The organism is Kiloniella sp. EL199 (genome assembly GCF_900313065.1).
Lineage (GTDB): Bacteria > Pseudomonadota > Alphaproteobacteria > Kiloniellales > Kiloniellaceae > Kiloniella.
This window is the reverse complement of the sequence record NZ_OMPU01000010.1, coordinates 689,981-704,630: the sequence shown is the minus strand read 5'-3', so window position 1 is coordinate 704,630 and position 14,650 is coordinate 689,981. Positions and strand designations below refer to the sequence as shown.

At 44.8% G+C, this 14,650-nt stretch carries 16 protein-coding genes; 7 read left to right on the top strand and 9 right to left on the bottom strand.

The annotated features are described in order from the left end of the window. Positions 1–271: 271 nt before the first annotated feature. From D9A03_RS11785 to D9A03_RS11760, 6 genes are all read right to left on the bottom strand, one after another. Positions 272–1,246: a homoserine O-succinyltransferase gene (locus D9A03_RS11785; protein ID WP_162938116.1), complete on the bottom strand. Its 975-nt coding sequence runs from the start codon at positions 1,244–1,246 to the stop codon at positions 272–274. Between the two features lie 283 nt (positions 1,247–1,529). After that, a complete protein-coding gene (locus tag D9A03_RS11780; protein ID WP_254055034.1) occupies positions 1,530–2,252 on the bottom strand; it encodes an ABC transporter ATP-binding protein in 723 nt (240 codons plus the stop codon). Next, entirely contained in the window at positions 2,236–3,000 is a 765-nt protein-coding gene (locus tag D9A03_RS11775) for an ABC transporter ATP-binding protein (RefSeq protein WP_120497368.1), read from the bottom strand. The genes D9A03_RS11780 and D9A03_RS11775 overlap by 17 nt, the downstream gene beginning before the upstream one ends. Next, positions 2,997–3,875 (bottom strand): branched-chain amino acid ABC transporter permease, encoded by an 879-nt coding sequence (locus D9A03_RS11770; RefSeq protein ID WP_162938115.1) that lies wholly within the window; start codon positions 3,873–3,875, stop codon positions 2,997–2,999. The genes D9A03_RS11775 and D9A03_RS11770 overlap by 4 nt, the downstream gene beginning before the upstream one ends. 2 nt (positions 3,876–3,877) lie before the next feature. Continuing rightward, a complete protein-coding gene (locus D9A03_RS11765; RefSeq protein WP_120497366.1) occupies positions 3,878–4,738 on the bottom strand; it encodes a branched-chain amino acid ABC transporter permease in 861 nt (286 codons plus the stop codon). A 48-nt stretch (positions 4,739–4,786) separates the two neighbouring features. Continuing rightward, positions 4,787–5,935 (bottom strand): ABC transporter substrate-binding protein, encoded by a 1,149-nt coding sequence (locus D9A03_RS11760; protein ID WP_120497365.1) that lies wholly within the window; start codon positions 5,933–5,935, stop codon positions 4,787–4,789. 699 nt (positions 5,936–6,634) lie between these two features. Between D9A03_RS11760 and D9A03_RS11755 the strand changes: the two genes are divergently transcribed. Further along, a complete protein-coding gene (locus D9A03_RS11755; RefSeq protein ID WP_162938114.1) occupies positions 6,635–7,036 on the top strand; it encodes a hypothetical protein in 402 nt (133 codons plus the stop codon). A 123-nt stretch (positions 7,037–7,159) separates the two neighbouring features. Further along, entirely contained in the window at positions 7,160–8,041 is an 882-nt protein-coding gene (locus tag D9A03_RS11750) for a 3-keto-5-aminohexanoate cleavage protein (RefSeq protein ID WP_120497363.1), read from the top strand. 18 nt (positions 8,042–8,059) lie between these two features. On the opposite strand, the gene D9A03_RS11745 is transcribed toward D9A03_RS11750, so the two are convergent. Continuing rightward, positions 8,060–9,028, bottom strand: a complete 969-nt coding sequence (locus tag D9A03_RS11745; RefSeq protein WP_162938113.1) for a hypothetical protein — start codon at positions 9,026–9,028, stop codon at positions 8,060–8,062. A 251-nt stretch (positions 9,029–9,279) separates the two neighbouring features. Between D9A03_RS11745 and D9A03_RS11740 the strand changes: the two genes are divergently transcribed. From D9A03_RS11740 to D9A03_RS11730, 3 genes are all read left to right on the top strand, one after another. Then, complete coding sequence (locus D9A03_RS11740; protein WP_162938112.1) at positions 9,280–9,804, top strand: hypothetical protein; 525 nt, start codon at positions 9,280–9,282, stop codon at positions 9,802–9,804. 8 nt (positions 9,805–9,812) lie between these two features. After that, on the top strand, positions 9,813–10,301 hold the full coding sequence (locus tag D9A03_RS11735) for an ATP-binding protein (protein ID WP_120497360.1): 489 nt from the start codon (positions 9,813–9,815) through the stop codon (positions 10,299–10,301). Positions 10,302–10,420: 119 nt separating this feature from the next. Further along, positions 10,421–11,374: a DMT family transporter gene (locus D9A03_RS11730; protein WP_120497359.1), complete on the top strand. Its 954-nt coding sequence runs from the start codon at positions 10,421–10,423 to the stop codon at positions 11,372–11,374. A 67-nt stretch (positions 11,375–11,441) separates the two neighbouring features. On the opposite strand, the gene D9A03_RS11725 is transcribed toward D9A03_RS11730, so the two are convergent. Then, on the bottom strand, positions 11,442–12,359 hold the full coding sequence (locus tag D9A03_RS11725; protein WP_120497358.1) for an NgoMIV family type II restriction endonuclease: 918 nt from the start codon (positions 12,357–12,359) through the stop codon (positions 11,442–11,444). Then, the gene (locus D9A03_RS11720; RefSeq protein WP_120497357.1) at positions 12,360–13,400 is read right to left on the bottom strand and encodes a DNA cytosine methyltransferase; all 1,041 of its coding nucleotides are present in this window, start codon (positions 13,398–13,400) and stop codon (positions 12,360–12,362) included. A gap of 214 nt (positions 13,401–13,614) precedes the next feature. Between D9A03_RS11720 and D9A03_RS11715 the strand changes: the two genes are divergently transcribed. Continuing rightward, positions 13,615–14,070 carry a hypothetical protein gene (locus D9A03_RS11715; RefSeq protein ID WP_120497356.1) on the top strand — a complete coding sequence of 152 codons (456 nt, stop codon included), beginning with the start codon at positions 13,615–13,617 and terminating at the stop codon, positions 14,068–14,070. Positions 14,071–14,101: 31 nt separating this feature from the next. Then, positions 14,102–14,563 (top strand): hypothetical protein, encoded by a 462-nt coding sequence (locus D9A03_RS11710; protein WP_120497355.1) that lies wholly within the window; start codon positions 14,102–14,104, stop codon positions 14,561–14,563. The last annotated feature ends 87 nt before the right edge of the window (positions 14,564–14,650 follow it).

Sequence of the window (14,650 nt, the reverse complement as noted above, 5' to 3'; positions counted from 1 at the left end):
AACTCCGGGCCTGTTCCAAGACAGGCAATTCTTTGGGGGGAACGCACGCCATTCATGATAAACAAATAATAAATACAGCCCAAAAGACTGCGCGGTTATGATGTATAGACAATCAAATGTCAAGCCTAGCAAATAAAAGAATACAAGCGCGCAAAAAACATCACGCGCACATTAACGCAAGACCCTCATCAAACGAAACAGAGGCACAGGGAATTAACGCAAGTTTGCGCAAACAGAATCAAGAGTATTACGCTCTATTATTAAGAAAAACCTACTCACACGCCTCTGGGATATCATTGATATCGTATGGTGTCGCCTCATAAAGAGACTTGATCCAGTTGGCATAGATTGCCGCAGTGTAGCGCCAGGTATTAACCGGGGCCTTTTCGATATCATCATCCGGGAAGTAGTTCGGCGGGATCGGCAGGTCAGGATAGGCATCGCGATCGCGTAGATATTCCTTCTTCATGGTATCTGTATCATATTCAGGATGATTGAACATATAGATCCGGCGAGGATAGGTTTTACACCCCTTCTTGAAGGCTTTGTTTTCCGCGACAATAAAGGTATCCCCTTCGTCCGTGCAGGAAACAAGTTCCAGTGCTTCATGCCCCTCAACCTTGCCCCGGCTCAGGCGTTGCCAACGTCCCACAGGGATCGGAAAACGGTCCGGCAAGCCAAACAGAAGATCGGCACTATCCGCCTCTATCCCGTGTTCAAAAACACCCAGCGTCTTTGTCTTGCCGTTGTGACACTTGATATCATGGAAATAGCGCATCGCGGCAAAACCAGCCCAGCAAATATACATGGACGACAAGACATTGGTTTTTGACCAGTTAAAGATTTCCCGAATTTCGCCCCAGATCCCCTCGCTCGTCACATCCGCATCCAGCAGATTGACGCCCGTGACCAATAGACCATCAAACTTGCGATGTTTCACATCACTCCAGGAATTGTAATATTTACTGATATGCTCGCTCGGCGTGGATTTGGATTGATACCCAGCTTGCACACTGGCCATATAGCTATCTGTTGCGATAAAGGTCAACCTGATCTGCAACGGGGTATGCCCCAACCAACGCGCCAGTTGCAGTTCTGTTGTCTGCTTGTCTGCCATCAGGTTCAGGATCGCAATTTCCAGCGGACGAATGTCCTGATGAAGGGCTTTTTCCTCTGCGATCGCCGTGGGATCCCCAAGCGACGGCAAAAAGGGATGAACTTCACTCGCTGTTATAACGATAGGCAAAGCAATAATCCTCTAATTGAACAAACTTATCCTGTGCACCCTGCTCATAGCCAGGCAAACATAAACAACAAAGACATAAACTAAACTTGATATAGATCGTTTGATATCAAATCAAGCCCGTATGAAAATTAAGAATTGGACAGATGAACAATTTAGCTAAACCGGGGAAATTTCAATCAGCATCAACATATCACAATACAACCCAGCCCAACATCTCGAATTCTGGCTCCAAAGTTGCTTCAGCGCCTTTCATCAAAGTCGAATTTCCAAGAGGATGAAATCTCTAGGCAGCACTATCTTTTGCCATCCCCAAGAAGGCCTCAATCAAAGCGGGATCTTTCCGGGCATCTTCAGCAGCGCCTTGCCAGACAGCATTACCAGATTCCAGAACACAAACCTGATCGGCCACTTCCAGCGCACGTCTGGTATTCTGTTCAACAAGTAAAATGGTTACTCCCTGTGATTTCAAATGCTCGATAGCGTTATAGCAGACATCTACCATCTTCGGCATAAGACCAAGAGACACCTCATCAATCATCAAGAACCGGGGCTCGGTCATCATAGCACGCCCAATGGCTAGCATTTGCTGCTCTCCGCCGGACAGTGTTCCTGCCGGTTGTTTTAGGCGTTCAGTCAAACGTGGGAAGAGCGCAAAAACCATATCCCGGTTCCGTGCTTCCTTTTCACTTGACTGACAGTATCCACCGACGGTTAGATTTTCTTCAATCGTCAAATCGGGGAAAAGACGGCGCCCCTCGGGTGCGACGGCAATACCCCTCTTCACACGTTCGCGTGCAGGCAGATGTGAGATATCATCACCATCGAAGATAATAGAGCCTGAGAAGAGTTGCACATGGCCCGCAATAGACATGATCGTACTGGATTTCCCGGCCCCGTTTGGCCCGAGCAAGGCAAATATTTTGCCTTGTTCCATAGTGAGAGACAGGTCGTGAACAGCTTGAAAAGCCCCGTAACCACAGTTTGCATTCTTAAGCTGCAGCATCATCAACTACCTCTCCCAGATAGGCTGTACGTACCTTCGCATCGCTCATCACCGTTTCAGGATCACCATCAGCAATTTTATGTCCGTTGTCCTGTACAACAAGGCGGGAGCAGATCCGCATGACTTCCCCCAAATTATGTTCGATTAGAATGATAGATTGCCCGGCCTTGTTCAGATCCAGCACCATATCTGCAAGGGTATGGGCTTCGGCATGGTTCAGTCCTGCAAGCGGTTCGTCCAGGATCAAAAGTTCCGGATCCAAGGCCAGCGCACGTGCGACCTCCAGACGTTTCAAATAACCAAGGGGAAGATTTGACGGATCGGCCTCAGCCGCATCAGAAATCCCGACCTGTTCCAGCAGATCTTTTGCTCGGTCCTTCTGGTCTTCGCGTCTGATACGAAACAGGGCAGAGACCGGAGATGCGGTATGATGAGCCCCGGCTGCCAAGGCAACATTTTCCAGCACTGTCATATTCCGGAAGGGTTTCACCAACTGTTGTGAAAAGCCCAGGCCTCTACGGACCCGTTGATGAATGGTATGCCCAATAAGCTCTTCCCCCTTTAACCGGATAGAACCTGTTGTTGGTGTCACAACGCCCGTTACAGCGCGCATCATCGTGGTTTTACCCGCGCCGTTTGGGCCAATAAACCCTAAGATTTCACCTGCTGCAAGACTGAAAGAAACATCATCTATGGCGACGACACCCCCGAATTGAACGCGTAGATTACTTACCTCTAGAAGCTTACTCATGCCGATCCTCCTCCCGGAACTTTGACAGCTTTCCGGGAGCTTAGTTTCTGCGCAATACCCGCAAGACCACCAGGGCTAAAGCGCATCATCGCAAAAAGAAGTCCGCCATAGAGAAGCAATTTGTATTCATCAATGAACTGGATCCAAAGCGGCAGAACACTCAAAACAGCAGCTGCGAAAATCACCCCAAAAACCGAACCTATTCCCCCGATAACCACCATAGCGAGGACTGTAATTGATTCAACAAAGCCAAAGCTCTCGGGATCAATAAAGCGTACATTGTGAGCATAGAGCGCCCCGGCCAGCCCTGCCAGAGCCGTCCCCATGGCAAATGCCGCAAGCTTATAACGGGATACATCCAGACCAATTACTCGGGCCGTATCCTCATCATCAGCAATGGCATCAAAGGAAAAACCCATCCAGGACCGTTTCAGGTGCAAGCTAAACAATACAGTTACGACCACAAGCCCAAGGACCAGAATCATAAAGCCGGGTTTGCCAAGGCCCGATCCAGGGATTCCTGAAACCCCCATCTCCCCACCGACAAAATCCCATTGCCGCATAACACCAAGAAAAAGGAACCCGACCCCCATTGTGGTAATGGCAAGGAAATCATGGCGTACCCGCAAGGAAGCGAAACCAACAACAATACCGATAGCACCAGCCAAAACAACAGCACCAATCATTCCCATGGCAAGGGGCATTCCCGCCTTGGTCAACATTGCCGAACTGTAAGCACCAATACCATAAAATGCAGCATGCCCCAGAGAGATTTGTCCGCAAAACCCTGTAATCAAGTTCAAGCTCAGGGCAAAGATTACAGCAATGCCCATGGAAGTGATCAAACTAATTTCGTAACCGCTTAATCCCAACATGATTATGCCCTCCCGAACAGGCCTTGAGGCCGAACCATCAATACCAGAATGAGGAACGCAAAAGCTATGGCATCACGGTCCAGATAGTTACCAAGATATATCGTGCCAAAGGCTTCAATTACCCCTAGCGCCAAGGCAGCTAGCAGTGTCCCCCGAACATCACCCAAACCACCAAGGACAATGATGGCCAAGGCCTTATAACTTGGGACACTGCCCATAGTGGGTTCAACGAGATTGTTCAGAAGGGCCACCATCACACCAGCGACAGCTGCCAAGGCTGAGCCAATAAAGAAGTTCAGATAGCGAACCTTGATGATATCCACCCCAAAGGATTCTGCCATATCCGGGTCGGTAACGGTTGCCCGCCAAACTGTTCCAAAACGAGTCTTGGTCGAGAACAATGCCAACGCACCGATTAGAACAAGGGTGCCACCCCCAACCGCAACTTCCCCCATGCGAAGAGATAACCCCAAAATTTCCACCGAACTCTGCAATGGGGGGTTCTGATAGGAAATCCCATAGGGACCAAAAACAATGCGGTAGATTTCTTCCATCGCAATGAACAACCCAATAGAGGCAATCAACGCAACATACGGCGGCTTATCCAAAATAGGCTGATAACAAAGGCGGTAAATAGCCATTCCCAACACCCCCACCACCATCATGGAAACGATTAATGCGAGGAACAAAGATCCTGTAGCATTGGTAACAAGGACACCAATATAACCGCCAAGTGTGAAGAGGCCCGCATGGGCAACATGCAAAATTCGAAGCAGGCCATAGACCAGGGTCAGACCAACAGCGACAAGTGCATAGATGCTACCTTGCACCAAACCTTGCGCCAACAGTTCCACATATAACATCAATAATTTCCAGATAAGGTGGCAAGTGTTGAGAATCAGGCTGCAGAGTTACTCCACAGGTGGAGCCAACAGTTCCTTATCGTTGATTACTGTATAGTGATGCCATGCACCGTCTTTAACAACCTGAACCTGGACATCTTTTTTAACTTCACCAAGGCCGTTAAAGGAAATTTCTCCTGTCGATGTCACCAGGCTGGTCGCTGCAATTGCATCACGGATCGCTTGGCGGTCTGTGGTACCAGCCTTGCGCATAGCCTCGACCGCAACCTTAATCGCGGTGTGGCCAGACGCGGCAACCATGTCCGCTTTGTAGCCCGCTTTGGCTTCGAAAGCCGTGATAAAATCTTTTGTCACAGCAACAGAAGAATCCCGATCAAGCGAAGTTGTGATCAAAATACCTTCGGATGACGGGCCAGCAATCTCAATGAATTTTTCAGAATCGTAGCCTTCCTGACCAATAACGGGAACCTCAATGCCTGCGGCACGAAGCTGAGAAACAAGAGGGCCAGCTGTGAAGAAATAGCCAGAAGCATAGATTGCATCCGGGTCATCAGATTTTACCTTGGTAACAATCGGTCCAAACTGACGATCTTTGATCGAGTATTCATATTCGTTGAGAATATCAATTCCAAAGTCTGCAGCTTTGGATTTAAATCCAGCTGCCAGTGACTGGCCAAAGTCGTTCTTGAGAGTGATAACAACTACTTTCTTTTTACCCAGTGTGTCGCCGATTAACTTCGCACCAGCACGGCCCTGTACTTCACCCACAAAAGAAGTGCGGAAAACGTAATCTCCTGACTTGGTAATATCCGGATGAACCGCAAAAGCAGAAATATAAGGCACGCCTTCGGATTGAAAAACACCTGCAGCAGCACGGGTAGCGCCGGAATAACTTCCCGAGATCGCTATATTTACTTCGTCCTGACCAATCAGCTTGTTGGCAATTGGCACGGACTGTTTTGGAGAAGCCTGATCATCATAACGAACCAGTTCAATCTTCGAACCGTTAATACCACCTTCGGCATTGGCCTGCTCCATAGCCAACTCGGCCCCCAAGAGAGCAGACTTGCCATCTGCAGCAGCAAATCCGGTTAGCGGCACATTCATTCCAATTTTGACGGTGTCTGCAAGTGCTGGAGCAAAAATTAAAGAACCTGTGATAGCCAGGGCGGCCACCATCTTTTTTGTAATGATCATAGCTACATTCCCCTGATAAATATGTATATACAAGTTTAGGAGGAAGATATTTTTTCAGTCAAGAAGAAAAAAATTTGCAAAAGTAAAAATCAACTAAGCATTTATTATTATGAAGTTTATGCTTAGATTTTCCTGCCCAACAAAAACTATGGTACATCAATCGCACGAAATTTATATTGTATAGTTCTTAGAAAAAGAGTGAGTTCAAGCTCTCAAAACACCCTATAGTTGAGTTTAATGCTATGCTCTGGAAACAGAAATCGCTAACGTTGGCACTGGTATCAACCGTTTTTGCTCGGAAACCAGCCTCAGAACCCGATAATTAAGTATTTCCTCTTAACCCCATCATAATTCTATCTTAAACGATGAGTCCTGAGTCTAGTATCAGAAGTCAATGACAACAAAAGACAGCAACTATCTCGCATAAAAAAATACACAAACTGAGACTTGTTGAATAATTACCCAACAGATCTTAATTATGCCTTTCTGTAGGGATAAGAAGATACTCCAGACAAAAACAGTTCCTCTTTAATCGTCAATTACAGCCCGGGTTTTAATGTGCTCATAATTTTTCTTTTCACCTTGTTTTTATCTTCCATCTTCCTGATCGTTATAACTGTCATGATAAAAACACCCAAACGTTTTATAAAGAAATCCATCCTCATTATCGTTGCATTCTCTGGATTCCTGGGATTTCTCTTGGGTGCTGTATATTTCATTGATTACATAGAGAGCGAACCGGGATACGTTATTCAATCCAGCTATCCTGATTTGCAATTTTCCAAATATGAAGTTCTGTTATCAGAAAATAACAACGGTATATTTGGAGGACACACCAGCATTCTGCTAAAGCTTTCCTCAGAAGAGTCCCACAAGATCATCCAATCCTGTGCAGAACGTGGTTTTCTACCTATTAATAAAACCGACAAACGGTTCCAAGAACGTATAAATACGTTAACCGACAAAAAACTTGATATTGGTAAAAAACCCGCCTGTAAATCCAGAAGTTTACGCATATACAACAACCCGGATAACCTTCCTGATAGAACAACCTTTATCCTCGACAACGGGTATCTCTACTATCATTCATCCTATCTCTAAGATGATATAAGCTTTAAACCAGTTTATGTCCGTGCCTGATAACGGCTTGTTTTCCCTTATCGCTTGGGCCAGAGTAAACAGGACGACAATAAGAACAGATCCAAAACCAAAAAAGTCCGCGCTATGCCGAACCCCAAAAAGAAAACCATTCTTACCTGTGCCCTTACCGGAAACCTGACCAAACCGGAGCAACATCCGGGTTTACCCATTACACCAAAGCAAATTGCAGAGGCTGCGCTGAACGCCGCAAAGGCCGGAGCTGCTATCGTGCATTTACACGTGCGTGATCCAGAGACAGGTAAGGGATCTATGGATCTTAATCTCTACGAAGAAATGGTTGGTCTGATCCGTCAGAAAAATCAGGATGTAATCCTTAACCTGACCACAGGAGAAGGGGGACGTTTTATTCCCTCTGGCCACGATCCCAAGATTGCGGCACTCGGCAGCACTCTATGCAGTCCCGAATTACGTGTGGCCCATGTCGAGAAACTGAAACCCGAAATCTGTACCCTTGATTTCAACACCATGTGGTCGGGGGAAGCCGTGGTGATCAACACGCCACGTAATGTGGAAATAATGGCTGATCGTATCTATGCCGCAGGAACCAAGCCAGAGATCGAGCTTTTTGATGTCGGCGACCTCAACATGGCGTTGGATTTTCTGGACAGGGGTATTCTAAAAGCCCCAACAATGATGCAGATTGTGATGGGGGTTCGTTATGGCATCTTGCCCACGCCGCAAAGCTTGATGTATCTGGCATCCCAAATTCCCGAAAACACCATCTGGGCCGCCTTTGGCATTGGCCGCCACGAATTTCCGATCCTTGCCCAGTCCTTCTTGTTGGGGGGACATGTGCGGGTCGGTATGGAAGATAACCTGCAGATCCGCAAAGGCGAACTATGCCGTGACAATGCGCAGCTCGTCGAAAAAGCAGCAGATATTATTGATAATCTGGGTGGGACCCTCGCCACACCTGATGAGGCACGAAAGATACTAGGACTTTGAGTTTCTGCAAAAGACGCTTCACTCAATCACATTATCCAATGGCATTTTCTTGATAAAATAATCGATGGTATTCTTGCGAAAATCCGGATCACCGTCATTCCATTCTTCGTGGTAAGACAGGAACTCGAGCAAGGTTTTTTCGGTCAACAGGGCATTGATTTTTCTGATAACCTCTTGGCCAAAATCATCATTGAGACAAGCCACATAGACGTTTTTATAGATGTTATGTTCTTTAAGCGGATAGGAAATATATTCATCGGGTAGATCATTAATACGCATCTGTGTTCTGATCGTACTGGGATAAGCCAGTGTATAGTCTGCACGTCCCCGCGCCAGAAGGTCCAGATCCAAGGTATTTTTCGTACTGTACTGCTCGATCAGGTTTTCCTGTCCAACATAGGGAAGCAAATAAGGATAAAGGACGGGGTAACGGCTTTGTCTGGCGGCTTGATTAAAATCCACATTCATGATCATCAATTTCAGATCTGGTTGCTTCAACAGAACTTCCAGGGAAACAACCGTTCCCTTGGGACCAATACGATCTTGATGACGCTTGTGAAAAATAGCGACATGTGGCGGTGTAAAGCTATAGGGTTTTGACAGCAAAAGTTTGTCGGGGAAAAACCCACCCCACAGATGCGCGGAACAACGGTTGGGTTTTAAAACCTCCCGGCTCCAGCGTGGAATATTTACCGGACGGATGCTGTGCTCATATTCAGGTAAGTGCCGAACAAAGAAGCCCAGAAACTTGTCAGCATAGCCCTTTCCCTTCCATGGACCGGCATTAATAAATTCTGGCGGATGATTCCAGATATACCAGATCAACGGCTCTTTTTGAGATTGTTGGTTTTGGCTAATTTGTTGGGTTTCATCGGTTAAATGAATTTCACGCGCAGAAGAGTTGTTCTGCCCCCAGACAATAAAGCAAACAAATATCAGCATTGCTGTAAAAAAAACACACCGAGTTCTGGAATAACCTGCAATCACTCTAACTTCTCTCCTTTTAATGCCTTCAATGTTGCAAGCAAAAACATTCAAAATAATTAACAATAAAATCATCTAACCAAGAAAACAAATTTGACTTAACATTACATCCATCACCCCGTATGCAAGCTTTCAGTTATCAAATTCTAAAGCTAATTAAGTATCGGTTTTCTTTAAACTGTACATCTTCTATTTTAACTCACCTATTTCTTTTCAACTTTCAAATCAAACGCCATCATAAAATGCAAAACATATTGCCCACTCTCATTGCTGCAATCGAAAGTGAATATTTTAAACCGGCAGATTATTCTTTGTGGGTCGCAAAATTAATATTAACAAGCGATGATTTTGAGAATTGGATGTACGAAATAGCACTCCCCAGCACGCCTCAAAATCTGATCTCAACCCTTCATACGGAAAATGCTTCATCACAAAAAAATCTGCAATATGAATCGCCAAATCATTATTTTAAATCCAGATTACAAACCATCGAACACGACGAACTATTGGCCGGATTTTATCTTTTAAGATATGAACGTGAAGAAATCTCTTTGCCACAGCTTCTAGATTTTTTTACTGATGTATCAGACGGGTCATACAGCTTAAAAATTGATATAGAAGAAGTTGGCTTATACACAAAATCTTCTTCGATTCAGCAATTTAATGAGTTAGACTTTTTAAAGCATTACGCCGAATATATTAATTGGCTTAGAGACACAGCAAAAACCGAGTTCACTAAACTGATCTCATATAAACAAACTCGGACAGCAACGGAATAACCAGTCAAATGACAGATATCAAACCAACGCTTCATCTGGTATGTGGGAAAATCGCCGCGGGTAAATCGACACTGGCGCGAAAATTATCAGAAGATCCCAAGGTTATTCTGATCAACGAAGATACTTGGCTGTCCCGGCTCTATCCCGAAGAAATCAATACCATTCCCGACTATGTTCGCTGTTCGGGCCGTCTGCGCAGCATTATGGAAGATCACCTGCAACAATTGCTACAGGCTGGGTTATCGGTCGTACTGGACTTCCCTGCGAACACACCAGATATTCGGGCATGGATGCTGGGCATTGCCACCCGCGCCAAGGTGAAAAACAAACTGCACTATCTGGATGTCAGCAATGATTTGTGCAAAGAACGGCTCCACGCGCGCAACGCATCCGGGTCTCACGAATTTGCCCCCAGCGACGAAGAGTTTGAGGTGATTACCGGCTATTTTCTACCCCCCAAAAAAGACGAAGGATTAAATATAATCCTGCATGTGTAATCGGAGGTGTGTTTAATCATTTGGCTGTTGACGTAATACCTAGTCTATCGCAGTAATTTGACCTATCATCCTTTCAGATGACCAGAAGTCTGGTTGCCAATATTTCTGGTATCTTTTGAATGACAAATACTCAGGCTACAAATACTCAGGCCCCGAAGGCTCAGGCCAAAGACAATACATCAGCAGAAAACGGCTCTACTGCCGCACCCACCCGTATCCTTCTGGGCGTAACCCTGATGGCTTTGGCAATGATCGTTGTCCCTGGGATGGATGGGATTGCCAAATACCTCAGCGACAGTCATTCCACCTCACAGATTGTCTGGGCACGTTATGTCTTTATGACTGTCCTGTTGCTGCCCTTTATTCTCTTTCGCTATCGACGGGAAGTCCTCCGCCCCAGATCCCCCGCCAAACAGGGATTGCGCGGGCTACTGATCATTGCCTCCAACTTCCTGTTTTTCTGGTCCCTCGCCTATATGCCTATTGCCGATGCGCTGGCCTTGCTGTTTGTCTATCCACTGGCAATCACCATTATGTCCGGCCTGATCCTCAAGGAAAAAGTTGGCCCCCGCCGCTATGGGGCTGTTGTGGTCGGTTTTCTCGGCGTCCTGCTTATTCTCAGACCCGAGGCAGACAGTATTTCCATCCCCGCCCTACTTGCCATCGCAGCGGGCATTTTGCACGGTGCCTATATTGTCTTGACCCGCTCTCTCGCCCGGCAAACACCCGCGTTGGTGACCCTGTTCTATACCGGCATCGTCGGCGCCGTTGTTATGTCCGCCGTTGCGCCCTTTTACTGGTCAGCGCCCACGGTTGATAGCTGGTTCTGGATGGTTATTCTGGGCCTTTGTTCCGGCTTGGGTCACTTCCTGCTGACAAAGGCCTGTGCTTTGGCACCCGCCTCTATTCTCGCCCCTCTCGGCTATGTAGAGATTATATCCGGCACGCTGATCGGTTATTTTATCTTTGGTGATTTCCCCGACCTGTTGACCTGGACAGGCATTATCGTCATCTGCGGCAGCGGTTTGTTTATTGCCCTGCGCGAAGCACAACTAAAAAACAGGGATCATTGATCCCCCTCCATTTTACCTGTGAGAAAGACGCGAAAACTGGATCAGCTTTTTTTGGGGATCAACAAATTTACACTGCTAAATCTAATGGTAAATCGCTGATATCTTTAAGCCTCTTACCTTCTATCATAGCATCCAGCATATCCAAAGCATCTTCACGATTCAGATCAACATATGTTGCCCGTAATTCATTTAAGGCAAAATGATAAACGCAATCAATATCGCCTGTTCCCAAAGCTAACGAGGCAATACGTGAAGCTGTTGGTTCAGCAGTAACGGCTACAATATGAGGGGAACGACCTTTTCTACTCCTAATAAGATTGAGCGCTTCTGTTCTTGTATTTTGTGCTCGATCAGATCGCATCGTGAATTTACATGAAATGCTGGCATGTAGAATAGGATGTATTCTATCCCTATGATTTCTTTTACGAAGCATCGATCTCAAGGCCACATGATCGTCAACGATTGTACCTGATGTATTTATATCTTCATCCGATACTGGAGAGCGAAGAATTACAATATCAGGTGCTATCGTATAACCTTCTCCTAAAAAAGTTCGGAGTTCGCGGCTACCTTCCATGAGTGTTTCTAACTCAGCAAGATGTGAATACTGTTCAAACTCACCGAGAAGATTTCCGGTCCGTTTGTCAATTTTCTGGATTGTCCATTGACCGGGCCGTAAGTGGCCTAATTTCGAAAAAGTATAATCAATAAAGGAACGACATGCTATTTCAAACTGGTTACCTAGTCGTTGCCCTTGAGGTTTCTTCGGTACTTTTATTACTTGAACCCCTGCTTGCTTACTAATTTTATCAACAAGGAGGTTTGAAATTTTTACGCTTGCTGCCTGGCCAGTATCTGCAACACTAGCAATATAATCAACACCCCACTTTACTTGCGCGTCACCATTTGACTTAGTTAAACATAGGGTAGAATCTGTCAATAACTGTTTATGAAATTTAGTTCGTTCTTCGTTAAACAAGCTCATCTATTCAGCAGCCTGAAATTTTACTGATAAATTTTGATCACCCATAACGATAGCTTTACTAATCTGTTTTCCGATCGCTTCGGCAACAGGTGATGGGAATGCATTTCCAACCTGTCTATAAGCAGCTGTTTTCCCACCACTAAAGCTCCAAAAATCTGGAAAACCTTGAATTCGTGCAACCATTCGGACTGTTAGCATAGGCATATAATCAAAGCCCTCTCTTATTGTACCATTTCTTAGCTTGTAATTCTTGAAATTCTGATCAGGAATCTCATCTTCATTGGCTAATCGGTGCCCATTCACATATAAAGATTGCCATTCTCTTTTTGCGCGTGTTGGACCTAGATCTGGGCCGCCATGTTTTTTAGATCCACCTACAATAGTCGGAGCAATACCATTAGCTTTCTGTTTCCAATCACCAGCATGTCTCCATCCTTTGGAAGCGATTAAATCAAATAAAAGTTCACCTATGGTTTTTGTACCTTGAAAATTAGGCTTAGGCCATAAAAAGTGGCGACGATAAGGTGTTTTAAAGCTTACTAAAATTGCTCTAGATCTTTTTTGTGATACACCAAAATCACTGGCTTGAATACTCTTCCACTCTGCTGAATAGCCGAGGCATTTTAGTTTATTTTTCAAGTTCTCACGATATTCTTGGAACTCTGAACCAAGCAGCCCATCAACATTCTCAAGCATAACAGCTTTTGGTTGAATTTTTTCAATCAACTCTATCGCAACAGGAAATAAATCCCGTTCATCTTCTGGGCCTAACTTGAAACCTGCCTTGCTAAAAGGTGGGCATGGAACACCACCAGCAATTAAATCAATCTCACCAACATATTTGTCCGCATTTTGTTCTACAAATACTTTGAGGTCTTTCTCATATATCTTCCCCCAATCAAGACGATTTTTTGTATTATTTAATCTTAACGTAGCACAAGCATCAGCATCATTTTCAACCAAGGCAATGTGTTCTGCTCCAGCATTATGCAGGCCTAACGCCTGTCCCCCAGCGCCAGCACAAATTTCAATGGTCTTCATTAAACTATAATCCAATACAATTGTTAGAGAACAAAAGCTTCAACATTTCCCCATATGATTCTTATAGCCTGTGTAAAGTACTCTTGTCGAAGAATTACTACACATAAATATTAGTATTATTATCCTGATAGATATAGCTTATACAAACAATGTTTGCTGAAAAACCTGTTCAGCATATCGTTATCCCAAAAAACGAAGACCAAGGTTATTTAATATGTCTGATCAACCTGTTGCAGAAGACAAAGAGCTTCAGAAAACCTTAGAAAGTTATATCCGCTCGGGCGCTATTGAAGTTATCGAAGATAACAATGACCCTATTGATGAGTACAATTTCATTTTTAAAAAATTCCCTAAAAAGGGTCCATTCATCCACTGGCAGGCCGTTCCTAATTCAGAATATTATCAGGTACAAATAGATTACAGATCGGAAGAAAGTCGCAAATTTACAGAACAGATGATCCAAAAATATAACCTGTCCGGACCTGTTGTACTTTATGGTGATCTTTTAATGCAGAATGACTATCGGATGGATATTTCACTGCTACCATCTGTCCTTTGGGATTTCATGCCGATACCACTTTGTCTCTATGCTGTGAGTGCTGATAAAAAATGGTGTTTTACCTACAATATGTTTCGCCACCTTAACTTTGGTTACGTGCCAGATAAATAAGCCACAACCAATTGCTTCACAGAAGATGACAATGACCTTTCAAAGGGAGCACCAAGAACAAGAGCTACACAAAAAGTATGAAGAGTATCTCAAATCAGGTGAAATTGAGGTTGTTAAAAATCCCTCTGCCATTGATGACGAAACGTTCATTTACAAAGATTTTCCCTGGAAAGTAGAGTGTATAGATTGGGAAAAGGTGCCAAACTCATCACATTGCCTTGTTCAAATTCCATATAAGCCAGAAGAAAGTCATGAATTTACGACGCGGATGATCACAGAAAATGATCTAAAAGGTTCTGTATTCATCGCTGGGGATCATATTTTAGAATACGATTACCGATTGGATATCTCTTTATTTCCTTCTGTTCTCTGGGATTTCATGCAAATCCCTCTGTGTCTCTATGCCGTGAATGCTGAACAAAAATGGTGCTTTAGTTTCAATTCTTTTCGTCATTTGAACTTCGGCTATGCCCCAAACAGCTTGTCGAAATAATCCCCACAGAAAAAAGGCCCTGTCATTCTCTGTACGAGATAAACAAGGCCTCTTTTATATACACCCGATCAAACCGGGTTCCCTAAA